This window comes from Sphingomonas sp. Leaf5 (assembly GCF_001421155.1).
GTDB lineage: Bacteria > Pseudomonadota > Alphaproteobacteria > Sphingomonadales > Sphingomonadaceae > Sphingomonas.
In genome coordinates this window covers 13172-36195 of sequence record NZ_LMJZ01000015.1, presented here as the reverse complement: position 1 = coordinate 36195, position 23024 = coordinate 13172, and the positions used below count along the sequence as shown (strand labels likewise).

Sequence of the window (23024 nt, the reverse complement as noted above, 5' to 3'; positions counted from 1 at the left end):
TAATGCTCGATGTTTCCCCCGCCCGTGCCGTGCGCGTCGATCGCGACGACGATGTCGCCCTGTTGCTCGATCCCGTCGCGGCGGGGGACGTGGTGGCGGTCGATGACGAGCGTGTGGTGGCACGCGTCGACATAGCGGTCGGGCACAAGATCGCGGTGCGCGCCGTTGCGGCCGGCGCACCGGTGCGGCGCTATCGCAGTCCGATCGGCATCGCCCGCTGTGCCATCGCGGCGGGCGAGCATGTCCATGTCCATAATGTCGCGACGGCGTTGGTCGGCGAGGATGCGTATCGCTACGCCCCTGCCCTGCCGCCCGCCCCCGAGCCACGCGCGGAACCGGGCTTTGCCGGCTATGTCCGCGCCGATGGCAGCGTCGGCACCCGCAACGAAATCTGGGTGCTGCCGACGGTCGGCTGTGTCGGGCGGCTGGGCGAGCGGATCGCTGCGCAGGCGGGACCGCGCCATGCCGGGCGGATCGACGGGGTCCATGCGTTCAACCATCCGTTCGGCTGTTCGCAGCTCGGCGACGACCTGAACCGGACCGGGGCGATCCTCGCCGCGCTGGCGTGCAATCCCAATGCCGGGGGCGTGGTGCTGCTGGGCCTCGGCTGCGAATCGAACCAGCTCGATGCGATGCTGGCGCGGCTGCCCGCCGACGTGCTGGCGCGAGTGCGGACGGTGCGGGCGCAGGCGAGCGCCGATGAATTCGCCGAAGCGATGGCGGCGGTCGACGAACTGGCCGAGGCGGCGACGGCGAAGCGGCAGGCGGTGCCGCTGTCGGCACTGCGGTTGGGGGTGAAGTGCGGCGGATCGGATTCGATGTCGGGGCTGACCGCCAATCCGCTGATCGGGCGGATGACCGACCGCGTCGCGGCGGCGGGCGGCACGGTGCTGATGACCGAAATCCCCGAGATTTTCGGCGCGGAACGGATGCTGATGGCGCGCTGTGCTGATGAGGCGGTGTTCGACCGGCTGGTCGAGGTAACCAACCGCTTCAAACGCTATTTCCTCGACCATGGCGAGCCGGTGTCGGAGAATCCGAGTCCCGGCAACATCGCGGGCGGGATCACCACGCTGGAGGAAAAGTCGCTGGGCGCGGTGCAGAAGGGTGGCCTGGCCCCGGTCTGCGACGTGCTCGATTATGGTGAGCCGGTGCGGCGTGCCGGACTGTCGGTGGTCGACGGACCGGGCAACGACGCGGTGTCGACGACCGCACTGGCGGCGGCGGGGGCGACGATCACGCTGTTTTCGACCGGACGGGGGACGCCACTCGGCAGCCCGGTACCGACGATGAAGATCGCGACCAACCGCGATCTGGCGACGCGCAAGGCGGGCTGGATCGACTTCGATGCCAGCACGGTGCTGGACGAGGGGCAGGATGCGGCGGCGGATGCGCTGCTGGCGCAGATCGTCGCGGTGGCTTCGGGCGAGCCGGCGCGAAACGAGGTGAACGAGGAACGCGCGATCGGGATCTGGAAGTCGGGGGTTACGCTGTAGGGAGCGCGCGATGCCGGGCCGGTCGTCACCGGAGCGAGCATCCGGACCGCAAGTCCACCGTACCCCGCACAGGCGGGGGTCCAGGGGCCTCAATCGCAAGCGGTTGTTTTGCTTGGCTTTAGACCCCCACCTGCGCGGGGGGTACGGTGGCCTTGGGTTCAAGCGCACGGCGTTCGCCTGCGGTTCGATCAAGCCCAAGGGTAAGGTGATGGCCGGATCACGCCTTCCCGTCGATCAGCACCGCCTGTTGCCAGCGACCGGGAGCCTTGTCGGTGCGGTGGATGCAGCCGGGCCAGCAACAGGGGCGTTTCTTGCCCTCGACCAGTTCGGCGATCGTGCGGGCGATGCGGCGCTGTCGGGTGGCCGGTTGCTTCGCATCCTCGATCCAGCACAGATACTCGTTGCGGCCGAGCGGGGTCAGTGCATCCCATAGCGGCTCGATCGCTGCGCCGGCGGTCAGGGCGGCGGCGAGATCGTCGGGGACGATATGGACCGTGCCGGGCTTCATGCGGTCGGACGCAGATCGTGACGATACCGCCGCGCCTTCTCGACATAGACCGCCGCCGACGCTTTCAGTCCGGCCAGCTGTTCGTCGGTCAGCGTCCGGACCGCCCGCGCAGGCGCACCGACGATCAGGCTGTTCGGTGGAAAGCTCTTCCCCTCGGTCACCAGCGCACCGGCCCCGACGACGCAGTCGTCGGCGACCACCGCATGGTTGAGCACGGTCGCGCCCATGCCGATCAGGACGCGGTCGCCGATGCTGCAGCCGTGCAGCACCGCGCGGTGGCCGATCGTGCAGTCCTGCCCCAGCGTCAGCGGCGCGTGCGGATCGCTGTGCAGGACCGCACCGTCCTGTACGTTGCTACGCTCCCCGATGAGGATGTCGCCATTGTCGGCGCGCACCACTGCGCCGAACCAGATGCTGGCCCCCGCCCCCAGCCGGACCGCGCCGATCACATCGGCGGACGGCGCGACCCAGCTGTCGGGGCTCAGATCGGGGACGGCATCGGCGAGCGCATAGCAAGGCATGCCGCCGATGCTATCACCCCGCCACGACCGGGGCGAGCCTTGCGCGCAGCAGTTTGTCGAAGCGGTCGAGCGGGCAGCGCATCGCGCAGCCGGGAAGGGCAAGCGGGGTTTCGACCACCGTCGCCGCGCCCGACCGGATCGCCTCCAGCGGCTGCGCGCGGTAGGAAATGGTGACATAGGGGCCTTTGCGCCCACGCCACCGCTTCAGCACCAGCGCGCCGCCGGGGGCGACGTCGCCCCGCGCAAAGCCCGGCGCGTCGAGGTCGACGCCGAGCGCCGCGCCGAGCGCGGTGACGTTGGTGTCGTGGCCGACCAGCATTTCGAGACGCGGTGCCTCGGCGGCGGTCAGGGTGGCGAGCATGTGTGCGCCGACCGGTCCCGCCTGGTGCGCGGCCATGTACGGCGCGCGGGTGAACACGTCGAACAGCGCGGCGTGGAGCGTGCCGATCCGGCGGATCGTCGCGGCATCGGCACGACCGAAGCTGACCTCAGCCATCGGCATCCCCTCGGCATATTGCAGCAGGATCACCTGCGCGGTGCCCGACGTCGCGCGGATCGGCCCGGTAAACTCGATGCCGCGTCCGTCACGGCTCGGCCTCAGCGTCGCCGGTCCCGGGGTCGAGCAGCCGGCGGGCAGGCCGCAACCCAGCACGCGATCGAGGGTGCGGATCGCCCCGGCATGACGGGCGGTCAGCGCGTCGACGCCGCCGGTATAGGCGGCGATCGCCGCCACTGCCTTGTCCGCGTCGAACGCGGTCGCGCCGGCGCGGAGCGGTTCGAACAGCGGGTCGACCTGTCCGGCCGGATTGTGATCGACCAGCAGCGCGCAGCCGGGAGCGAGCGCGTCGGCATAGGCGCGACCGGTGGCGATGGTGCGTTCGGCGGTGTTGGTCCGGATGCGGACGCTGCCGGGGGCCGGGCAGGCTTTAGCGGACAGCCAGCGGCGGTCGTAGCGGGCGAGTTGCGCGATCGCCGCCGCGCCGTGGGGGGTGAGAAATTCCGGCGCGACCGGCCATGCGGGCCATTCGCCGTCGACCTTGGTATCGGCAGGCGCTTCGCCGACGATCGGAGCGCGAACGCCGTGGCGCATCAGCACGACGACGCGGTCGAGTTGGTCTCGGGCCGCAGCCGGAGACGCGAAGGTGAACGCAGCAGCGAGAAGCAGTGGGAGGCGCATGGTCGGTCCTGATGGTTCGATAGGTCCGTACCCCCGCGCAGGCGGGGGTCCAGGGCGGCAAGCGGTTTCGCTCGTGGCTCTGGACCCACGCCTGCGCGGGGGTACGCTAAGTATCCTGCCCGTCGCCCCGGCAGCTGGGGCCGCCGGCGGCAGGGTAGCCTTCACTCGGATGAGGTTGATGGTTGGCGGCGACCCGGAAGTCACCGCCCGTCCGCTCACATCTTCATCGTCAGGCTGAACTGGAACACTCGGCCGGTCTTCAGATAGCCGCCGTTGCGGTCGTTCGAGATATAGGTCTCGCCCTTGCCCACCGTCGCCCAATAGGTGTGCTGGTCGAGCAGGTTGCGCGCCGACACGCCGATTTCGAGATTGTCGGTGACTTCATAGGCCGCACCGAAGTTCAGTTCGCCGACCGGCTGGACATAGATGTCGGGCTGGCTGTCCTGCACCGCCGCAAGGATGCGGCCGGTGTAATTGTACCACAGGTTCGTGCGGAACCCGCCGCCGGCATAGAAGACCTCGGCATTGTAGATCAGGTCCGGTGCCTGCGGCAGCGCGCTGGTGCGGGTGGTGCGCACGCCGTTCAGCGGGATGACATAGCTCGCCTCGGTCTGCTGGTAGGTGATGTTCCCGCCCACGCCGAAATTGCCGAGGAAGCTGCTGTCGACCATGTCGCCGACGGTGAAGCGGCCCGATGCCTCGACCCCCTTCGCCTTGCCGCCGCCGCCGTTGATCGGGCGGATGTATTCGATGTTGCCGGTCCTTTCGCTCGCGCTGCGCGATGCGGTGGTGACGACGAAGTTGCGCAGATCCTTATAATAGGCGGCAAGCTGGAAATAGCGGCCGACCCCGGCATAGAAATCGATACCCGCGTCGTAGCTCCATGCCTGTATCGGCTTCAGGTCCGGATTGGGCTGGGTGATCGTGACCACGCCCTGGCTGTTCGCCTCGCTGATCCGGGTCGGACCGGCGATCAGGTCGAAGGACGGGCGCGCATAGCTCGACCGCGCGGCGGCACGCACGGTGATCCGGTCGCTGGGCTTCCACGCTGCCAACAGGCTGGGGTCGAGATGGTCGTAGTCCCGCCCGGCATTGATGAAGCGGGCACCGCCCACGTCGCTGAGGAAGTAGCGGGCACGAAAACCGTTATCCTCGTATCGGATACCCGGCATCACTTCGAGACTGCCGAGCTTCAGCGTCGCGGTGCCGTACAGCGCCTTGCGCTGTTCATGGCCATCCAGCAGCCCCTGATTCAGCGTCGTCTGCGACACGGTGATCAGCGGCACATAATCACGGACCTGCGCATCGAGCTGCGCACGCGACAGCACCTTGATCGGGCGGGCCGGATAATAATCGAGGAAGTCCGTGAGGACGTAGCCGAGATACTGGTTGATCGACGGCCCCTGCACGGTGCCGCTCTGCAACACGGTGCGGAAGCGGTAGCGGGTATTGTCGGGTGCCAGGCTGCGCCCGGTGCGGTCCGAATCCTCGTACAGCCCGCCGACCTCGACCGAGGACAGCACGCTGTCGCCGGTCCAGCCGATGCTGCCCTTCAGCGTCTTTTTGGTTTCGGTCAGATAGTCGTAGCCGCGCTGGACATAAAGCTGGGTCGGACGATCGAGCGACGACACATAGCTGGTCGCACCGTCCGACAGGATCGGGCGTGGCGACCGGGGGTTGGACAGGTCGACGCGAACGCCTTCGACTGCCGTCCCGGTGTTGCCCGCCGCTCCGTTATACGCCTGTCCACGGAACGCCGCCTCGATGCGGGTCGGCTGATCGAAGCGGCCATCGGCATAGGCCCCTTCCAATGCGGCGGCGAAGCCGTTCCAGTGCGCCTTCGCCCCGACCTGTGCCGAGAACAGTTCCTGTTCGATGTCTTCGGTACGGAAGTAGCTTGCCGGGTTCACGCCCTCGGGATTGTAGATGCCGGTGGCGTTGTAGTTGCGGGTCGTGCTGCCGTCGGGCAACGTCCGTACCGGGTTGCTGCGCGACTGCGTCCCGTTCACTTCGTTGCGAAGCGCGGTCTGGTTCATCGTGTTGGTGTTCAGATAGGTCGCGTAGTTCACGCGCCCGAACAGATCGATCGCCTCGCCCCGGAAGTCGAGTGATCCGGTCGCGCCGTAGCGTTTGATCTTGTTGTTGTAGAAGTTCCACTGCACGCCATCCGCCGACAACGCGTCGGCATTGGCGCGCGACGTCAGCGTGGCGAGGCTGGTCGGAAAATTGGTCGGCTGGTACGCGTTCTGCACCGCGGTCGATTCCGCCGCGTTGCCGCGTTCCTCGTAATAGCCGGCGAGATACACACCGAACTGGTGATCGCTGCCGAAACGCCGCGCGGTGTCCAGCCCGATCGCGCCGCCGAACGCCTCCTGCTCGCGGTCGAGCGCGAGGCCGGCGACCTGCCCCAGCACGCGGGCGCGGGTGAAGCCTTGCGCGAAGTCGAACGCGGTCGGGGTGCGCAGGTCGATGATGCCGGCGATGGCGTCGGCATCACGCGCGGCACCCGGCGTCTTGTCGACGACGATGCCACCGATCGCGAAGGGCGAGAAGAGGTTGAGCGAGATCGCACGGTTGCTGCCCGAGGTCTGCGGCAGGCGCAGGCCATCGAGGGTGTAGGCGTTGTAACCGGTGTCGAAGCCGCGGATCGTCGCGAACTGCGCTTCGCCGGTTGCGCTCTGGTTGCGGCCCTGATCGCGGCTGACCGAGACGCCGGGCAGCATCTTGGCAAGGTCGGCGATGCTGGTCTGCGAGTGGATGGCGACATCGCCGGTCGTGACGATGTCGATCGTCGCAATCGCCGACTGTTCCTCGATCAGCGCGGTGCGCTGCCGACGGCCGTTGACGACGATGTCGTCGGTCAGCGACTCGCTGGCGGTCTGCTGATCGGCGGGTTCGGCAGCGGGCACGTCCTGTGCCTGCGCGGTCGCGGGCAGCAGCGCGGCGATGACGAGGGCGGTGACAGCGCTGGACAGGGCGAGCGCGGAAGCGCGCCACCGGCGAGCCGGCAGCGTCGAAGACGACAACATGGAATTCCCCTTTGGATCGGATGCGGGGTTGTTCCCCGTTCGACGCCGCGCCTACCGTACGATTACGTATAATTTGTTACATATGGTCAGGATCATGACGGACTGACGACCGGTTTGGGAAAAAATCGAACAATCATGATGATATTGTGTGGATATCGGTCGATCGACAGTTGCGGTCGGCGGTTTGGGCGATATGCTGCACCCCATGATGAAGCGCCGCGACCGCCGCCAGGAAATCCTCGACCTGCTGGCGCAGGGAGAGGCGATGGGCATCCACGGGCTGGCCGATGTGCTGGCGGTCTCGGACGAAACCGTGCGCCGCGAATTGCGGCTGCTGGAGGCCGATGGCCTGATCGAGCGTATCCATGGCGGGGCGCGGCTGGCCAAGTCGGTCGAGGAAGGACCGTTCGAGGCGCGGCTGCACCGCAATGCCGTGCCTAAGCAACGCATCGCCGCCGCGGTGGCGCAGGTGGTGGCCGACGGCGAATCGCTCTACCTCGACGCCAGTTCGACCGCGTTCCACATCGCGCAGGCGCTGAAGGGCAAGCGCGACCTGACCATCGTCACCAACGCGCTGGGCGTCGCCGCCGAACTGGGCGGGCGCAACGGCAACCGGCTGTATCTGGCGGGCGGCGAGCTCGACGATCGCTACCGTGCGTTCTTCGACGCGACGGCGCGGGCGTATCTGGCGCAATTCCGGCCCGGCATGGCGATCGTGTCGACCGAATCGGTCGACCGCGACGCGGGGTTCACCGACTATCATATCGGCGAGGGCGAATTGTGCCGGCAGATGATCGGCCAGTCGCGGCGGGTGACGATGGCGGTCGACGCGTCGAAATTCGACCGGGCGAGCGTGGTCGCGGTGGCGTCGTTCGCCGAGGTCGACCGGATCGTCAGCGACCGGGCGTGCGACGCGGACTATGCGGCGGCCACGACCGGCGTGGAGTGGATCGTGGCGTGAAATTCATCGCCTGGTCCATGCGCCTTCTCATCGGACGTCATCCCGGCGCAGGCTGGGATCTCCCGGTGATAGCGCGAGGTAGGAGCCGCAAGATGCCCCAGCCTTCGCTGGGGCGACGTTTGCGTTGAAAGGGTGACTGCCCTCACCCCGTCCGCCGCACCAGCCACACCGTATCCCCCGCATCGTCGACCACGAAGATCGCGCCGTCGGCCCGCGTCTGGATGCTGACCGGGCGGCCATGGACGGTGCCCTTCTTCGCGTCCGCCACGAAGCCGGTCAGGAACGGCTGCGGATCGCCGGCCGGGCGGCCATTGGCGAAGGGGACCGCGAGCACGTCATACCCGTTGAAGCTCGACCGGTTCCACGACCCGTGGCGCGCGACATAGGCGGTCGGTGCGCCCTGTTTCGCGAACCCGATGCCGAGGGCGGCGGCATGGGCACCGACCGCGACGTCGGGCAGCAAGGTGGTGCCCAGCAATTCGCGCTTTTCGTTGGCATGGCGCGGGTCCTGCTTGCCGTAATAGCTGTACGGCCAGCCATAGAAGCCGCCCTCACGCACCCCGACCAGATAGTCGGGCGAGATGTCGTCGCCGATCTCGTCGCGCTCGTTGACGGCGGTCCACAGGGTCGATGTGCCGGGGACGAAATCCATGCCGACCGGATTGCGCAGGCCCGATGCATAGAGCCGCTCGCGCCCGGTCGACAGGTCGATGGCGAGGATCGCGGCGCGGCGCTTTTCCTCGTCCATGCCATATTCGCCGACATTCGATGCCGACCCGACCGAGACATACAGCGTGCGCCCGTCGGGGCTGGCCAGCAGATTGCGGGTCCAGTGGTTGTTGTACCCGCCCGCCGGCAGCGTGACATGGGTGCGTGGGGGCGCGGTGATGCTGGTGCTGCCCAGTTGATAGGGAAAGCTGACCACCGCATCGGTATTGGCGACATAGAGCCGCCCGCCGACATATTGCATCCCGAACGGCTGGTTCAGCCCCTCGCGCAGCACGAAACGTTGTTCGGCGATGCCGTCGCGATTCGCATCGCGCAGCAGGGTGATGCGGTTGGCGCTGTAGCCCGTGGTCTTCGACAGCGCCTGTCCGCGCGCGACTTCGGGGTCGGCGTCCAGCTTGGGCTTGGTGCGCGCTTCGGAAACCAGCACGTCGCCATTGGGCAGCAACAACGCCTGCCGCGGATAGTCGAGGCCACCGGCGAACTTCACCACCTGCCACCCGCGCGGCGCGGTCGGGGTGCGGCCATCGGGCCAACCGATGGTGACCGGGTGATGGACCACCGATTCGGTCGCATAAGGCGGATCGGTTTCCTTCAGCCCGGGAATGGCCTTTTGCGGCGTCTGCGCCATCGCTGCATTCGACACCAACGCCAGCGCCACCGCGCCTATATTGCGGAACTTCATCGCAAATCCCCAAACTGTCATCATCGCGACAACCGCAGCGCCGGCGCATGGGGTCCGTCAGCAACGAAAAGATACGCGTTCGGTACGGTGACATTCCTCCCCGCTACGCGGCGGGAGGCGTAGCGGTCGCCGGCGTGCCGTCGACGCACTTCGCGAGCCGGGGAAGATTGGACGTGACGGGCGCAGAGCAGCGATCGGTCGCGCATGAACATCCTGCACCGCCCCCAAATCACCGCGCGGGTCGCAAGGCGGAATTACCTGCGCACCACGCCAACTTCCCGTTCGGGGATTAAACATGGTTGGTTGTTCAATTGACTCTTCGGCCGAACCCGATCATGCGCGCCTGATCATCATGGGGGACGTATGAGCGAACACGGTACCGAGACCTCGCGCTCGACGGAAAGCGTCATTGCCGCACAGCGCGCATTGCTGATGACCGAGTTCGGCAAGCATGTCAGCCGGGGCGATTCCTACGCCATCATCGACTTCCCCGATCACGGCAATGTCGGCGACAGCGCGATCTATCTCGGGGAGCTGTCCGTCCTGCGCGAACTGACCGGTCGCGATCCCAGCTATGTCGCCAGCCTCGCGCGGTTCGACGCCGCCGCGTTGCGACGCGCGGCACCGACCGGGCCGATCTTCCTGCATGGCGGCGGGAATTTCGGCGACGTGTGGCCGCGGCACCAGCAGTTCCGCGAAAAGATGGCGCGCATCTTCACCGATCGGCGACTGGTACAGGCGCCGCAGTCGATCCAGTTTCAGGACGATACGGCCATCCAGCAGTGCGTCGATTCCTTCGGTGCGCACCCCGATTTCCACCTGATGGTCCGCGATCGTCACAGCGTCACCTTTGCGCAGGAACGGCTCGGCCTGTCCCCGACGCTGGTTCCCGACGCGGCGTTCGGGATCGGCCTGTTGCCGCGCCCGGCGACGCCGACCCATGATGTCGTCATGCTGCTGCGCACCGACAAGGAAAAGGTGAACCTCGACGCCACCCTGTTGCAGAGCATCCCGAATGCGCGCGAAGCCGACTGGCGGGCGGAATCGCCCAAATCGCGGACGTGGCAGCGCCGGTTCGCGAACGCCCGCGCGATCGCGACGGGGGCGTTGACCAAGAGCAAGCGGCAGGTTTCGGTCTACAACTACCTCGCCAACCAGCGGTTCGATCGCGGTGCGCGCGTCTTGAGCGACGGGCGCAAGGTCATCACCGACCGGCTGCACGGTCATATCATGTGCACGCTGCTCGACATTCCGCATGTCTATCTCGACAATTCCTACGGCAAGATCGGCCGCTATGCCGATGCCTGGACCAAGGGCTTGCGCATCGCGCGTCAGGCGACCTCGGCACCGCAGGCCGTCGACCTGCTGAAACAAGTCGGAAACTGAGGACGCCATGACCGACCCGGAATTCAGTGTCATCATCTGCACGCTGAACCGTGCCGCACAGCTGCCGCTGGCGCTCGACGCGCTCGGCATCGCGGTCGGGCGCGCGCAGCAATCGGTCGAGGTCGTGCTCGTCAACAACGGGTCGACCGACGATACACAGCAGGTGATGGAACGCTGGGCCGCGCAGCAGGCGGTGCCGGTGCGGATCGTGGTCGAGGAACGGCGCGGGCTGTCGTGCGCACGCAACGCCGGGCTGGCCGCGGCGCGCGGGCGGATCATCGTCATGACCGACGACGACTGCACGCTGGAACCCGATTATTTCGAACACGTCCGCGCCGCCTATGCCAAGGACCCGCGCGAGGTGATCCGCGGCGGCATGGTGGGCTTAGGCGATCCGCGCGACATTCCGTTCACGACCAAGCGCGCCGTCAATCCTGCCGAACTGGGACCGACGGCGATGCCGAGCGGCTTCATCATCGGCGCGAACTTCACGATGCAGCGCGCGGTTGCGCAGCGGATCGGCAAGTTCGACGAACGCTTCGGCGCGGGCGCGGCATTCGTCGGGTCCGACGACACCGATTATCTGGTGCGCGCGCAGGATCTGGGCATTCCGATCCTGTACGATCCGACGTTCCGCGTGGATCATTATCACGGCCGGCGCGGGCTGGACGCGGCGCGCAAGATGTACCGCGGCTACGGCTTCGGCAATGGCGCGCTGTTCGCCAAGCATCTGGGGCAGAAGCGGGTGCGCAGCTGGATGGTCGAAAGCGTCCGCGCCGCGCTGCGCGACGTGCTGGGCAAATCGCAGCACGACCTGATCAAGAACCGCGATTTATTGAAGCTGAAGCATCAGGTGCGCGGCTTCGCGGCGTATTTCCGCCACAAGGGCTGACCCTGTAAATCCTCCCCACATCGTGGGGAGGGGGACCAGCCGCAGGCTGGTGGAGGGGTGAGGCGGCGCACGCCAACGTTACGTTTGGGGCCTGTCCCTCCACCACCGCTTCGCGGCGGTTCCCCTCCCCATGCGCAGCATGGGGAGGATTTGGGGGTCACTCCACCGTAACGCTCTTCGCCAGATTACGCGGCTGATCGACGTCCGTCCCCTTCGCGACCGCGACATGGTATGCCAGCAACTGCACCGGGACCGCATAGACGATCGGCGCGATCAGCGGGTGGACCTTGGGCATGGTGATGGTGGCGATGCAGTTTTCGCCCGCCGCCTGGATGCCGTCATAGTCGGAGATCAGCACGACCTTGCCCCCGCGCGCCTGCACTTCCTGCATGTTGCTGACGGTCTTGTCGAACAGCGGCCCCGACGGCGCGATGACGATCACCGGCACATGTTCGTCGATCAGCGCGATCGGCCCGTGCTTCATCTCGCCGGCGGCATAGCCCTCGGCATGGATGTAGCTGATTTCCTTCAGCTTCAGCGCCCCTTCCAGCGCCAGCGGATAATCGGTGCCGCGCCCCAGATACAGCACGTCGCGCGCCGCCGCGATGACGCCGGCCATCGACTCGATCGCTTCGTCATAGGCGAGCGCGCCGTTGATCGATGCGGGAGCCTCGGCCAGATGGCGGACGATGCTGCGTTCCTCGGCCTCGCTCAGCCGCCCCTTGGCCTTGGCGAGGTTCGCGGCCAATGCGGCGAGCACGGCGAGCTGACAGGTGAACGCCTTGGTCGAGGCGACGCCGATTTCCGGTCCGGCATGGGTCGGCAGTAACAGGTCGGCCTCGCGCGCCATGGTGCTGGTCGGCACGTTGACGACGACGGCGATCGTCTGCCCCTCGCCCTTGGCATGGCGCAGCGCGGCGAGCGTGTCGGCGGTCTCGCCCGACTGGCTGATGAACAGGGCGAGGCCGCCCTCCTCCATCACCGGCGCGCGGTAGCGGAACTCGGATGCGACGTCCAAATCGACCGGCACGCGGGCGAATTGTTCGAACCAGTATTTGGCGACCATGCCGGCATAGAAGCTGGTGCCGCAGGCGACGATGGTGACGCGCTTGATCCCCGACAGGTCGAAATCGGGAATGGGCAGCGACACGCGCCCTTCGAACCGCTGGAGATAGCCGCGCAGCGTCTGCGCGACGACGATCGGCTGCTCGTAAATCTCCTTCTGCATGAAATGGCGGTGATTGCCCTTGTCGATCAGCGCGCCGGTGACGCCCGACAGCGTGACCGGGCGATCGACGGGGTTGTTGTCGCGATCGAAGATCTCGGTGCCGTCACGGCGGCAGACGACCCAGTCGCCCTCTTCCAGATACGCGATACGCTGGGTCAGCGGGGCCAGCGCCAGCGCGTCGGAGCCGAGATACACCTCGTCGTCGCCATAGCCGACGACCAGCGGTGAACCGAGGCGCGCCCCGATCAGCAGGTCGGGATGCTGGCGAAACAGGATGGCGAGCGCGAAGGCACCGTGCAGGCGCGGCAGGATCGCCTTGACCGCATCGGCGGGGGACAATCCGGCCTCGACCTGTTCGCTGACCAGATGGGCGACGACCTCGGTATCGGTCTCACTGGTGAACACCCTGCCGCGCGCGGTCAGTTCCTCGCGCAGCGGCTTGAAGTTTTCGATGATGCCGTTGTGGACGACCGCGACCTCGCCGGTCGCATGGGGGTGGGCGTTGTTGGTGGTCGGCCCGCCATGCGTCGCCCAGCGAGTGTGGGCGATGCCGACATCGCCCGGCAACGGGTGCGCGGCCAGCTCGGTGGCGAGGTTCTTGAGCTTGCCCGACGCCCGGCGACGCTCGATCGCGCCACCCTCCACGGTGGCGATGCCCGCCGAGTCATAGCCGCGATATTCGAGGCGCTTGAGCCCATCGAGCAGCCGGTCGGCGACGCTGTCGGTGCCGATGATGCCAACAATTCCACACATATCGCTCTCTCCGGCGGGATTATTTCTTGGACTTGGCGGCCTTTGCCGCCGCCTGCCGCGCGCGGAAGCGCTTGGCCCAGCCGGGCTGGTCGGTGCGCTCAGGCCGGACCAGCGCCAGCGCATCGGCCTCGACATCGCGGGTCACGACCGAACCGGCGGCGACCAGCGCGCCGTCGCCGATCTTCACCGGCGCGACCAGCGCGCTGTTCGATCCGATAAAGACACCCTCGCCGATCTCGGTCCGGTATTTGAAATAACCGTCATAATTGCAGGTGATGGTGCCCGCGCCGATATTGACGTTCGCGCCGACGCTCGCATCGCCCAGATAGGTCAGGTGGTTAGCCTTGGCCCCCGTGCCCAGCGTCGTGTTCTTCACCTCGACGAAATTGCCGACCCGGCTCCCCTCGCCCAGCACCGCGCCGGGGCGCAGCCGGGCATAGGGGCCGACATCGGCCTTCGATGCGACCGTCGCCCCCTCCAGATGGCTGAAGGCGTGGATCGTCACATCGTCGGCGATGGTCACGCCGGGGCCGAACACGACGTTCGGCTCGATCGTCACGTCGCGGCCGATCTGCGTGTCGTGCGCGAAGAACACGGTGTCGGGCGCGACCAGCGTGACGCCATCGGCCATCGCCTGTTGCCGGCGCTTCGCCTGCCACGCGCCCTCGACCGCCGCCAGTTCGGCGCGGCTGTTGATGCCGGCGACTTCGTCGGCAGCCGTTTCGATCACCACCGCACCGCGCCCGTCGGCGATCGCCAGCATGACGATATCGGGCAGGTAATATTCACCCGCAGCATTGGCATTGCCAACCCGGTCGAGCAACGCCCACAGGTCGCGGGCATGGACCGCCGTCACGCCGCTGTTGCACAGGTCGACCGCGCGTTCCTCGGCCGATGCGTCCTTATACTCGACCATCTTGGCGATGTTGCCGGCATCGTCCGCGATGATCCGGCCGTACGCGGCGGCCTGCGGAGGGCGGAAGCCGAGCACCGCGACCGCCGGCTGGTCCTCGGCGTCGAGCCGGGCGGCCAGCCGCGCGACGGTGTCGGCGGACAAGAGCGGCGTATCGCCGAAACACACGAGGACGATGCCGTCATGATCGGACAGCGTCTCGCGCGCCTGCAATGCGGCGTGCGCGGTGCCGAGCTGTTCGCGCTGCCACGCGATCTCGACGCCGCGCCCCGCCACTGCCGCCTCGACCTGTTCGCCGACCGCGCCGACGATCACGACCCGGCGCGAAATGCCGGCGGCGTTCAGGCTGTCGAGCAGGTGGAACAGCATCGGTTGCCCGGCCAGCAGGTGCAGCACCTTGTGCCTCGACGATTTCATGCGCGTCCCCTGCCCGGCGGCGAGGATGACGGCGGCGATCGGTTGCGCGTTCATGGGGCCGCTCCTTGGCATACGGCCCTTGCCAATTCCATATCACGCGCGCCAAAGCGGACCAGATGACAAAGATTTCATTCGATATCGTCGGCTTCGATCTCGACGGGACGTTTGTCGATACCAGCGGCGACCTGACCGACGCCGTCAATCATGCGCTTGGCCATGCCGGACGCCCGCCGCTGACCCGCGAACAGGTGATCCCGATGATCGGCGGCGGCGCGAAACACATGCTGCGCAAGGGGATGGAGGCGACCGGCGGCTGCGACGAGGACGAATTGAACCGGCTGAACCGGCTGCTCCTCGACTATTACGAAGCGCATATCGCGGTGCATTCGCGACCGTTTCCCGGCGCGATGGCGGCGCTCGACGCGCTGGAGGCGGGCGGGGCGAAGGTCGCGATCGTCACCAACAAGCTGGAGGCGCTGGCGCGGCGGTTGCTCGACGAACTCGACCTGACCCACCGATTCGGCTGCATCCTCGGCGGCGACACGCTGGGGCCGGGCAAGTCGAAGCCGAACCGGGCGCCGATCGACGCGATGATCGACCGCTTCGGCGGCGGGCGCGCGGCGTTTGTCGGCGATTCGCATTTCGATATCGATGCCGCGCGCAATGCCGGCATTGCGTCGATCGCCTGTTCGTTCGGCTTCATGATGCAGCCGGTCGCCGAACTGGGTGCCGATGCGGTGATCGATCATTTCGACGAACTGATCCCGACGCTGGCGAGGCTGTAAATCCGCTCACCTGTCCGTCACCACGGGTTCGATCAGGGGTGACGGACAGGACAGCGGAACCGACCGCGCGCCCGAACGCTGCGAACGCTGCGAACGCTGCGAACGCTGCGAACGCTGCGAACGCGACCATAGGAGAATTGCCATGACCCGCCCCGCCGCCCTCATCACCGGCGCATCGTCCGGCATAGGGCTGAGCTTTGCGCACCACCTTGCGCGGACCGGCCACGACCTGATCCTCGTCGCGCGGCGTGAAGACCGATTGCGCTCGATCGCCGAGGAACTGAGCGCCGAACACGGCATCGATATCGAGGTGATCGTCGCCGATCTTGCCGACCCCGACGATCTCGACGTGGTCGAGGAACGGCTGGAGGCGGGCGAGCCCGTCGCGCTGTTCGTCAACAATGCCGGCTTCGCCGCGTTCGGCAAGGTCGGCGAGGGCGACCGCGAGGACCTGACCGACATGCTGCTTCTGAACGTCGTCGCGTTCAGCCGGCTCGCCGATGCGGCGATGGCGGGGATGAAGCGGGCCGGCCAGGGCACGATCATCAATGTCGGGTCGGGCACCCTGTTCACCAAGCTGCCGACCTATGCCGGATATGGCGCGACCAAGGCCTATGTCGCTTATTACACGCGGGTGATGCAGGCCGAGGCGAAGGACGGCAACATCCGCGTCCAGCTGCTGATCCCCGGCGTCACCGCGACCGATTTCCACCATGTCGCCGGCCACAGCGTCGACGATTTCCCGCCCGAACGGGTGATGGAGGCCGACGATCTGGTCGTCGCGTCGCTGCGCGGGCTGGAACTGGGGGAACCGGTGTGCATCCCGTCGCTACCCGATGCCGCCGACTGGGAAGCGCTGGAGGCGGCCGAGGCGAAGATCGCGCCGAACGCGTCGCGCGACAAGGTGGCGGACCGGTATCACGGCTGACAGGTCCTCCCCGTGCCGGGGAGGATTTTGGTCAATTGTTAAACCTGCGCCGCTAGGCCAGACCGGGAGAGCGGCCAATTCAGGCCGTGGGGGTCTTCGATGCGCAAGCAGGTGCAACGGGTGTTGGTCGTATTCGGCACGCGCCCCGAAGCGATCAAGCTGTTCCCGCTGATCCATGCCCTGCGCGCGCATCCCGGCTTCGACACGCGCGTCGTTGTCACCGCCCAGCATCGCGAGATGCTCGATCAGGTGCTGGCTTTTGCCGGGATCGTGCCCGACATCGACCTAGACATCATGACCGCCGGCCAGTCGCTCGACGGGTTGACCGCGCGATTGCTGGATGCGCTGGGGCCGGTGTTCGATGCCGAGCGGCCCGACCGGGTGATCGTGCAGGGCGACACCGCCACCGCGATGGTCGCCGCCCTCGCCGCTTATTACCGCAAGGTGCCGGTCGCGCATGTCGAGGCGGGCCTGCGCAGCCACGATATCTATCACCCCTGGCCCGAAGAGGTGAACCGCAAGATCGTCGGCAGCATCGCCGACCTGCATTTCGCCCCGACCCGGACCGCCGCCGACGCGCTGCTCGCCGAAAACGTGCCGCCGTCGCGGGTGCAGGTCACCGGCAATACGGTGATCGACGCGCTGCACCTCGCGCGAACGCGGATCGCTGCCGATCCGACCCGGACGCAGGCGCTGGACGTGCTGGCAGAGCGATTCGCGGGCAAGCGCATCCTGCTGATCACCACCCATCGCCGCGAGAATTTCGGCGACGGCATGGACAGCATCGCCCGCGCCATTGCCCGCATCGCCGAGCGCGACGATATCGGCATCGTCTTTCCGGTACACCCCAACCCGCAGGTGCGCGGGGTGATGGAGGCGATGCTCGGCGATCACCCGCGCGTCGCGCTGCTCGATCCGCAGGACTATCCGCATTTCGTCCGCCTGGTCGACCTGTGCTACCTCGTGCTCACCGATTCGGGCGGCGTGCAGGAGGAGGCACCGGGCCTCGGCAAGCCGGTGCTGGTCCTGCGCGAGACGACCGAACGTCCCGAAGGGGTCGCCGCCGGCACCGCCCGGCTGATCGGATCGGACGAGGACCGCATCGTTGCAGAGGTAACGCGGCTGCTCGACGACCCGGCCGCCCATGCCGCGATGGCACGGGCGCATAATCCCTTCGGAGACGGCCATGCGTCCGCACGCATCGTGGAGACACTCTATGCTTGAACAGCGGATCACGGCTGCGGCCAGCTATGACGTGTGCGTCGTCGGGCTCGGCTATATTGGCCTGCCGACCGCCGCCGTCGTCGCCCGGTCGGGCGCGCGGGTCATCGGCATCGACGTCAGCCAGCGCGTGGTCGACACCGTCGCGCGCGGCGACATCCATATCGAGGAAGCCGATCTCGACACGCTGGTGCGCGACGTCGTGCTGCTCGGCCGGCTGACCACGGCGACAACCCCCGCCCCGTCCGACGTGTTCGTCATCGCGGTGCCGACGCCGTTCGGCCCCGGCCATGCGCCGGACCTGTCCTATGTCCTGAACGCCACCCGCGCGATCGCGCCGGTGCTGACGCCGGGCAACACTGTCATCCTCGAATCAACCTCGCCGGTCGGCACCACCGAACAGATTCGCGACCTGCTGGCCGAACTGCGCCCCGATCTGTCGCTGCCCGGCGTGTCGGACACGCCCGACATCGCCGTCGCCTATTGCCCCGAACGGGTGCTGCCGGGGCGGATTATCCTCGAACTCGTATCGAACGAACGCTCGATCGGCGGGATCACCCCGGCCTGTGCCGAGGCGGCGTGCGATTTCTACCGTCGCTTCGTCGAGGGGGCGTGCACCGTCACTACCGCGCGGACGGCGGAAATGGTCAAGCTGGTCGAAAATACCAGCCGCGACGTCGCCATCGCCTTTGCGAACGAACTGTCGATCGTGTGCGATCGGATGGACCTGAACGTCTGGGACGTGATCGAGCTGGCCAACCGCCACCCGCGCGTCAACATCCTGAAGCCCGGCCCCGGCGTCGGCGGCCACTGTATCGCGGTCGACCCGTGGTTCATCGTCGATGCCGCCCCCGAACAGACCCCGCTGATCCGCACCGCGCGCGAGGTGAATGACGGCAAGGTCGACCATGTCGTCGCCCGTACCGCCGCACTGCTCGATGCGTCGCCCGATGCGCGCGCGTCGCTGCTGGGCCTGGCGTTCAAGGCCGATATCGACGATTTGCGCGAAAGCCCGGCGGTAAAGGTCGCCGCCGCGCTGATCGAGCGGTTCGGCGACCGGATCGATCTGGTCGAACCGTTCGTCGACACCCTGCCGCGTGCGCTGGCGGGGGGGCGGCTGGTATCGCTCGACGACGGGCTGGCGAACGACATTCTGGTCGTGCTGGTCGACCATGGCGTGTTCAAGCGGGTGCCGGCGGAGGTTCGGGTCGGCAAGCAGGTGTACGATACGCGGGGCATGTGGCGCTGAAGGTTTAGGGGGGTTCACGTGGAGGCGCGGAGACGCGGAGTAGAAGAAGGTTTGATTTTCGCGCAGAGGCGCAAAGGACGCGAAGATGTTGCGCTCGCCGCGACAGCGGCCCTCTCTCGTGGGGCCGCCGAAAGAGAAAAGGCTGCGCCAGACAGGCTGAGATGGCCCGGTCCACAACCCCTCAGCGTCCTTTGCGCCTTTCCGCGAACAACCTCTTTCTTCTACTCCGCGCCTCCGCGCCTCCGCGCCTCCGCGTGAACCAACTACTTCTTCCGAAACTTCGTCCACAAATGCCGTGCCAACATCGCCGGCGGCATCCGCAACCAGTGCGACCGGACATAGAAGCCGAACTCGGTCCCCCGATGCCGCAACCGCCCCCAGCCATCGCGCGCCAGCAGCCGCCGGACGAACAGCGCATCCGAAGCGACCGGCGCGAACCCTTCCAAAGGCGTCCCGAAAATTCGCTTCGCCAGCCGCAACGCCCGCGCCGTCGCGGGGACCAGATCATGCCGCCCGGCGCGTGCCATCAACCGATCGACGAACCCGCCATCGTCGAACTCCCGCACCAGCCGGTCGATATCCCACAGGTTGCGCAGGCCACCCTGCAAATCGCCATCGGCGAACAGATGGGCGGCGGCATGGATCACCATGTCGGCGGGCGACAACACGGACAGCCCGTTGCCGAGCGGCACCGCATCGGCGATCAGCAGCGCCGCATCCGGCGTCGGCCGCGCGGTCGGGGGCAGGATGGTGTGGTGGACGTCGATCATCCGATCGCGTGTCCGGTGGATCAGCGGCGGCAGCTCGTGCATCCAGCGGCGGTAATAGGCATCGTCATACGGGTCGGGCTTCACCCATTCCCACCCCGCCGCCAGCAGCGCCGCCTCGACCGCATCAAGGCTGTCGCGCGGCACGAGGATGTCGAGATCGCCGATCGACCGCCCCCGCCCCGCATCCAGCCCGGCGGCGACGAACGCAGTCCCCTTCAACAGCACGACCGGCACCCCGAGTGGCGCAAGCGCACGGCGCGCCATCTCCGCCTCCCACAGCGCCGCGACCCGCCCCTGTTCGGCCGACGCCCGCGCATCGGCCATGATCCGCGCGGCGGCGGGCGGCATAGCGATGCCGTCAAGCCGGGTGGCGAGGCTGCCGATCAACTGCTCCGCTCGCGCCGCCGCAATCAGTGCGTTCCAGCTGTCGGGGGAATCCAACCCGTCCCACAGGGCAGGATCGGCGAGCGCGCCGGCAAGGCGAGCATCGGTCATGCCAGCGCGCCCCACAGCCGCTCAACCAGCGCAAGCCCGGTATCCGTATCGGCATAGTCGATCGCCCGCACCGGCACATCCTGCACCAGCCGCCCCAGCGCGCCGAATCCGCGCTCGCCCATCGCGACATAATTGGTCGATGCCTGCGTCAGCCGCACGAACGTCTCCGCCGCGCCGACCGCCCGCACGGCCTGCGGTCGACCGAAGGTCGGGAACAGCAGCAACGACGGTACCGCCGGTCGATCCATCGCCGCGATGGCACTCGCATCGGGGACCAGATGCCGGATATCCCCCTTGGGCGTGCCCGCCAGCAACGGCCCGAACCGCGCATCGGGGGCGGCAGCCTGCACCACCCCGATCGCCTCGTTCTTCAGACTGACCAGCCGGGGGAAGGCATGGACCAGTCCGGTCGCCGGATCGACCAGCGCGAACTCGTCGCCCATCAACCGCCACCCGCGCGTCATCAGCAGCGCGGCGAGCGTCGACTTCCCCGCCCCCGACACCCCGCTCAACAACAATACCCGCCCGCCCCGCTCGACCGCCGAAGCGTGGAGCAACAGATAGCGCCGCTGCGCCAGCGCCATCTGCAAATTCATCCCCATCTCCGCCGCCAGCAGCCCCTGTGCCAGCGGCAGCGGCAGCGCGTCGGGCAGCATATAGTCGCCCCCGATCGTCACCGCCGGCCGGACGAAGCGCCGCCACGGCCGCGCGGCAAACAGGCGGACGTTGAAATCGGCGATCCCGCCATCAGGCAGCGGATAGTCGCGATACAGGTCGTCGAGCGCCGCGATCGGTGCGCGCCAGTCGCTGCCGACCCGGAACCCGACCGGGCCGATGCGCAGCGTCCGGCTATGCCGCATCGCGTGTCACCAGCCCGATCGCCGCCAGTTCGTCGAGCCGCGCGGTCAGCGCCGTCAGATCGCCGTCGGGCAGGTCGTACCGCTCCGCCAGCGCCGCCAGAAATTGTTCGGGCGTCAGCGGATCGACCAGCAGCGCGAGCATCTCCGGCACCGGCGGTGCCACGACATGCGTCTGCCCCGACGCGCGGTGATAGATCGCCGTCAGCGGATCGAGCGACAGGAACAGGACATGCCCCGGCGGCGGCGCGCGATAGCGTGCGCCCATGCGCGTCAGCCGCGCGGCATCTGCAACGATGCGAAGCAGGTGAAGCCGCTGGTCCCGTTCTGCAGCCGCTGGACATATTTCATATAGGCGCGGGTGGTGTCGCCATCGGCACCGGGCAGGTTCGCGCCGTTCATCGCACGCTTCACATCCTCGCCGGTGAACGGTCGATCGGCCCCCGGAAAGGCCCCCGGCGTACCCGGCGCGACGACGCTGCCCTCGGCATCGATCATCTGCCCGCGCCGGGCATTGTCGGGCACCGGGATTTCGCAGGTCATTACCGACGCCTGCGTCTGTGCCAGCGCCGGCCGGATCGAAACGACCGCCGACGCCCCCGCCGCACCGATCAGCAGCGTGCGCCGCGTGGTCGCGCCACCGGGCGTGGCGGGGGAATGCGGATCGTCGGCCATCGGGTCATCTTCCTGAACCAGCGCGATTACGCAATCGTAAAGACGGACGCACTGGCCTAAGGCGGCACTTGCGCCTAATCGGGGGCGATGGACGAATTCGGCCCCCGCCTGCCCCTCGCCATCGCGCTTGCGGTCGGCGTCGCCCTGTTGGCGTTTCTGCTGGGTGCGGGCATCAACGCCAGCGCGGTGGTGCTGGTCGGTGCGGTCGCCGCGGTCCTCGTCGCCGGGCTGCACGCCCCCGATCGCGGCACGACCGAATCGTCCGATACCGCGCGGCAGCACGGCTCCGCCGCGACGCAGGCGGCGATCGATGCCATCGACGAACCGATCCTCGTCGTCGTCGCCGGCCATGTCGAGGCCGCCAACCCCGCCGCGCGCACGTTGCTCGGCCAGCATATCGTCGGCGGCGACGTCCGCCTCGCCATCCGCCATCCCGCCGCCGCCGAACGGCTGTTCGGCAACAGCGACGATCCCGAACCGGTCGGGCTGGTCGGCCTTGGCGCGCGCGACCAGAGTTGGGAGATGCGGGTCCGTGCCTTGGGCGGCGAGCGCCGGCTGGTCCATCTTGCCGACCGGACCGGCAACCGCGCGACCGAACGGATGCGCGTCGATTTCGTCGCCAATGCCAGCCACGAACTGCGCACCCCGCTCGCCTCGCTGCTGGGGTTCATCGAAACGTTGCGCGACGAAGCGGGCGAGGACGCCGGCGTGCGCGAGCGTTTCCTGAAGGTCATGAACGACGAGGCGCGGCGGATGCAGCGGCTGATCGACGACCTGATCTCGCTCAGCCGGATCGAGGCGGAGAAATACCGTCCGCCCGACCAGACGGTCGACCTGTCGGCGATGCTGCGCGCGGTCCGCGACGAAGTGAGCGCGACCAACCCGGCGCGCGGCGGAGACCTGTCGCTGATGGTCGAACCGGCGGTGACCGTGATCGGCGACCGCGCGCAATTGTCGCAACTGCTGCACAACGTCATCGGCAATGCGATGAAATATGGCCGCGCCGGCACGCCGGTCGAAATCAGGCTCGCCCCGCGCGACACCATGGCCGAACTGGTGGTGCGCGATCATGGCGAGGGGGTGGCGATCGACCATCTTCCGCGCCTGACCGAACGATTTTATCGTGTCGATTCGGGACGTAGCCGGGCGCTGGGCGGCACCGGCCTCGGCCTCGCCATCGTCAAGCACATCGTGGAACGGCATCGCGGGCGGCTCGATATCGGCAGCGTGGTGGGCGACGGCACGACCGTCAGCGTCCTGTTGCCCCTGCACACTGTCATGAAGCCGTAACGCCATGGTAACAGAGCACCCCGGAGCGTCGCGAATGACCGTCGACGCGCCTAGAATCCGGA

The 23024-nt window shown here is 67.7% G+C and carries 20 protein-coding genes; 9 read left to right on the top strand and 11 right to left on the bottom strand.

All coding sequences use genetic code 11. From position 1 onward, the window contains the following. The first annotated feature begins 2 nt into the window (after positions 1–2). Positions 3–1496, top strand: a complete 1494-nt coding sequence (locus ASE50_RS11030; RefSeq protein ID WP_056400078.1) for a UxaA family hydrolase — start codon at positions 3–5, stop codon at positions 1494–1496. Between the two features lie 217 nt (positions 1497–1713). On the opposite strand, the gene ASE50_RS11025 is transcribed toward ASE50_RS11030, so the two are convergent. The 4 genes from ASE50_RS11025 to ASE50_RS11010 all read right to left on the bottom strand — a co-directional run bounded on the left by ASE50_RS11025 (position 1714) and on the right by ASE50_RS11010 (position 6731). Further along, a complete protein-coding gene (locus ASE50_RS11025; protein ID WP_056400041.1) occupies positions 1714–2004 on the bottom strand; it encodes a YdeI/OmpD-associated family protein in 291 nt (96 codons plus the stop codon). Then, positions 2001–2525 carry a gamma carbonic anhydrase family protein gene (locus tag ASE50_RS11020; RefSeq protein WP_056400035.1) on the bottom strand — a complete coding sequence of 175 codons (525 nt, stop codon included), beginning with the start codon at positions 2523–2525 and terminating at the stop codon, positions 2001–2003. The genes ASE50_RS11025 and ASE50_RS11020 overlap by 4 nt, the downstream gene beginning before the upstream one ends. Before the next feature lie 13 nt (positions 2526–2538). Next, complete coding sequence (locus ASE50_RS11015) at positions 2539–3702, bottom strand: histidine-type phosphatase (protein ID WP_056400030.1); 1164 nt, start codon at positions 3700–3702, stop codon at positions 2539–2541. Between the two features lie 215 nt (positions 3703–3917). Then, positions 3918–6731, bottom strand: a complete 2814-nt coding sequence (locus ASE50_RS11010; protein WP_056400027.1) for a TonB-dependent receptor — start codon at positions 6729–6731, stop codon at positions 3918–3920. 205 nt (positions 6732–6936) lie between these two features. Between ASE50_RS11010 and ASE50_RS11005 the strand changes: the two genes are divergently transcribed. Beyond that, positions 6937–7692 (top strand): DeoR/GlpR family DNA-binding transcription regulator, encoded by a 756-nt coding sequence (locus ASE50_RS11005; protein ID WP_056400077.1) that lies wholly within the window; start codon positions 6937–6939, stop codon positions 7690–7692. A gap of 142 nt (positions 7693–7834) precedes the next feature. Here ASE50_RS11005 and ASE50_RS11000 read toward each other — a convergent pair whose 3' ends face one another. Then, positions 7835–9103 (bottom strand): PQQ-dependent sugar dehydrogenase, encoded by a 1269-nt coding sequence (locus ASE50_RS11000; RefSeq protein WP_156347399.1) that lies wholly within the window; start codon positions 9101–9103, stop codon positions 7835–7837. Between the two features lie 363 nt (positions 9104–9466). Between ASE50_RS11000 and ASE50_RS10995 the strand changes: the two genes are divergently transcribed. Both ASE50_RS10995 and ASE50_RS10990 read left to right on the top strand, forming a co-directional pair. After that, positions 9467–10489, top strand: a complete 1023-nt coding sequence (locus ASE50_RS10995; RefSeq protein ID WP_056400015.1) for a polysaccharide pyruvyl transferase family protein — start codon at positions 9467–9469, stop codon at positions 10487–10489. A gap of 7 nt (positions 10490–10496) precedes the next feature. Beyond that, positions 10497–11381, top strand: coding sequence for a glycosyltransferase family 2 protein (locus ASE50_RS10990; protein ID WP_056400008.1), 885 nt, complete (start codon positions 10497–10499; stop codon positions 11379–11381). 157 nt (positions 11382–11538) lie between these two features. Here the strand turns inward: ASE50_RS10990 and glmS are convergent, their stop codons facing one another. Both glmS and glmU read right to left on the bottom strand, forming a co-directional pair. After that, complete coding sequence (gene glmS, locus ASE50_RS10985) at positions 11539–13362, bottom strand: glutamine--fructose-6-phosphate transaminase (isomerizing) (protein ID WP_056400005.1); 1824 nt, start codon at positions 13360–13362, stop codon at positions 11539–11541. A 19-nt stretch (positions 13363–13381) separates the two neighbouring features. Continuing rightward, the gene (gene glmU / locus ASE50_RS10980; RefSeq protein WP_056400002.1) at positions 13382–14746 is read right to left on the bottom strand and encodes a bifunctional UDP-N-acetylglucosamine diphosphorylase/glucosamine-1-phosphate N-acetyltransferase GlmU; all 1365 of its coding nucleotides are present in this window, start codon (positions 14744–14746) and stop codon (positions 13382–13384) included. 62 nt (positions 14747–14808) lie between these two features. Here glmU and ASE50_RS10975 point away from each other — a divergent pair, with 62 nt between their 5' ends. The 4 genes from ASE50_RS10975 to wecC all read left to right on the top strand — a co-directional run bounded on the left by ASE50_RS10975 (position 14809) and on the right by wecC (position 18875). Further along, positions 14809–15477 carry an HAD-IA family hydrolase gene (locus tag ASE50_RS10975; protein WP_056399998.1) on the top strand — a complete coding sequence of 223 codons (669 nt, stop codon included), beginning with the start codon at positions 14809–14811 and terminating at the stop codon, positions 15475–15477. 142 nt (positions 15478–15619) lie between these two features. Further along, positions 15620–16405: an SDR family NAD(P)-dependent oxidoreductase gene (locus ASE50_RS10970; protein ID WP_056399995.1), complete on the top strand. Its 786-nt coding sequence runs from the start codon at positions 15620–15622 to the stop codon at positions 16403–16405. 99 nt (positions 16406–16504) lie between these two features. Next, the gene (gene wecB / locus ASE50_RS10965; protein ID WP_056399991.1) at positions 16505–17629 is read left to right on the top strand and encodes a non-hydrolyzing UDP-N-acetylglucosamine 2-epimerase; all 1125 of its coding nucleotides are present in this window, start codon (positions 16505–16507) and stop codon (positions 17627–17629) included. Further along, complete coding sequence (gene wecC / locus ASE50_RS10960) at positions 17622–18875, top strand: UDP-N-acetyl-D-mannosamine dehydrogenase (protein WP_056399988.1); 1254 nt, start codon at positions 17622–17624, stop codon at positions 18873–18875. The genes wecB and wecC overlap by 8 nt, the downstream gene beginning before the upstream one ends. A 263-nt stretch (positions 18876–19138) precedes the next feature. On the opposite strand, the gene ASE50_RS10955 is transcribed toward wecC, so the two are convergent. From ASE50_RS10955 to ASE50_RS10940, 4 genes are read right to left on the bottom strand one after another with little or no spacing between them, the layout of a single operon-like run. Beyond that, positions 19139–20140 (bottom strand): nucleotidyltransferase family protein, encoded by a 1002-nt coding sequence (locus ASE50_RS10955; protein ID WP_056400072.1) that lies wholly within the window; start codon positions 20138–20140, stop codon positions 19139–19141. Beyond that, positions 20137–21000 (bottom strand): HprK-related kinase A, encoded by an 864-nt coding sequence (locus ASE50_RS10950; RefSeq protein ID WP_056399985.1) that lies wholly within the window; start codon positions 20998–21000, stop codon positions 20137–20139. The genes ASE50_RS10955 and ASE50_RS10950 overlap by 4 nt, the downstream gene beginning before the upstream one ends. Continuing rightward, the gene (locus ASE50_RS10945) at positions 20990–21265 is read right to left on the bottom strand and encodes an HPr-rel-A system PqqD family peptide chaperone (protein ID WP_056399983.1); all 276 of its coding nucleotides are present in this window, start codon (positions 21263–21265) and stop codon (positions 20990–20992) included. Before ASE50_RS10945 ends, ASE50_RS10950 begins: the two co-directional genes overlap by 11 nt. A 5-nt stretch (positions 21266–21270) precedes the next feature. Further along, complete coding sequence (locus ASE50_RS10940) at positions 21271–21672, bottom strand: hypothetical protein (protein WP_056399980.1); 402 nt, start codon at positions 21670–21672, stop codon at positions 21271–21273. An 87-nt stretch (positions 21673–21759) separates the two neighbouring features. On the opposite strand from ASE50_RS10940, the gene ASE50_RS10935 reads away from it, so the two are divergent. Further along, complete coding sequence (locus tag ASE50_RS10935) at positions 21760–22962, top strand: ATP-binding protein (protein WP_056399977.1); 1203 nt, start codon at positions 21760–21762, stop codon at positions 22960–22962. The last annotated feature ends 62 nt before the right edge of the window (positions 22963–23024 follow it).

What these genes read in the sequence shown, in the direction of transcription:
- ASE50_RS11030 (WP_056400078.1), top strand. Translation starts at nt 3, where the DNA reads ATGCTCGATGTTTCCCCCGCCCGTGCCGTGCGCGTCGATCGCGACGAC.
- ASE50_RS11025 (WP_056400041.1), bottom strand. Translation starts at nt 2,004, where the DNA reads ATGAAGCCCGGCACGGTCCATATCGTCCCCGACGATCTCGCCGCCGCC.
- ASE50_RS11020 (WP_056400035.1), bottom strand. Translation starts at nt 2,525, where the DNA reads ATGCCTTGCTATGCGCTCGCCGATGCCGTCCCCGATCTGAGCCCCGAC.
- ASE50_RS11015 (WP_056400030.1), bottom strand. Translation starts at nt 3,702, where the DNA reads ATGCGCCTCCCACTGCTTCTCGCTGCTGCGTTCACCTTCGCGTCTCCG.
- ASE50_RS11010 (WP_056400027.1), bottom strand. Translation starts at nt 6,731, where the DNA reads ATGTTGTCGTCTTCGACGCTGCCGGCTCGCCGGTGGCGCGCTTCCGCG.
- ASE50_RS11005 (WP_056400077.1), top strand. Translation starts at nt 6,937, where the DNA reads ATGATGAAGCGCCGCGACCGCCGCCAGGAAATCCTCGACCTGCTGGCG.
- ASE50_RS11000 (WP_156347399.1), bottom strand. Translation starts at nt 9,103, where the DNA reads ATGAAGTTCCGCAATATAGGCGCGGTGGCGCTGGCGTTGGTGTCGAAT.
- ASE50_RS10995 (WP_056400015.1), top strand. Translation starts at nt 9,467, where the DNA reads ATGAGCGAACACGGTACCGAGACCTCGCGCTCGACGGAAAGCGTCATT.
- ASE50_RS10990 (WP_056400008.1), top strand. Translation starts at nt 10,497, where the DNA reads ATGACCGACCCGGAATTCAGTGTCATCATCTGCACGCTGAACCGTGCC.
- glmS (WP_056400005.1), bottom strand. Translation starts at nt 13,362, where the DNA reads ATGTGTGGAATTGTTGGCATCATCGGCACCGACAGCGTCGCCGACCGG.
- glmU (WP_056400002.1), bottom strand. Translation starts at nt 14,746, where the DNA reads ATGAACGCGCAACCGATCGCCGCCGTCATCCTCGCCGCCGGGCAGGGG.
- ASE50_RS10975 (WP_056399998.1), top strand. Translation starts at nt 14,809, where the DNA reads ATGACAAAGATTTCATTCGATATCGTCGGCTTCGATCTCGACGGGACG.
- ASE50_RS10970 (WP_056399995.1), top strand. Translation starts at nt 15,620, where the DNA reads ATGACCCGCCCCGCCGCCCTCATCACCGGCGCATCGTCCGGCATAGGG.
- wecB (WP_056399991.1), top strand. Translation starts at nt 16,505, where the DNA reads ATGCGCAAGCAGGTGCAACGGGTGTTGGTCGTATTCGGCACGCGCCCC.
- wecC (WP_056399988.1), top strand. Translation starts at nt 17,622, where the DNA reads ATGCTTGAACAGCGGATCACGGCTGCGGCCAGCTATGACGTGTGCGTC.
- ASE50_RS10955 (WP_056400072.1), bottom strand. Translation starts at nt 20,140, where the DNA reads ATGACCGATGCTCGCCTTGCCGGCGCGCTCGCCGATCCTGCCCTGTGG.
- ASE50_RS10950 (WP_056399985.1), bottom strand. Translation starts at nt 21,000, where the DNA reads ATGCGGCATAGCCGGACGCTGCGCATCGGCCCGGTCGGGTTCCGGGTC.
- ASE50_RS10945 (WP_056399983.1), bottom strand. Translation starts at nt 21,265, where the DNA reads ATGGGCGCACGCTATCGCGCGCCGCCGCCGGGGCATGTCCTGTTCCTG.
- ASE50_RS10940 (WP_056399980.1), bottom strand. Translation starts at nt 21,672, where the DNA reads ATGGCCGACGATCCGCATTCCCCCGCCACGCCCGGTGGCGCGACCACG.
- ASE50_RS10935 (WP_056399977.1), top strand. Translation starts at nt 21,760, where the DNA reads ATGGACGAATTCGGCCCCCGCCTGCCCCTCGCCATCGCGCTTGCGGTC.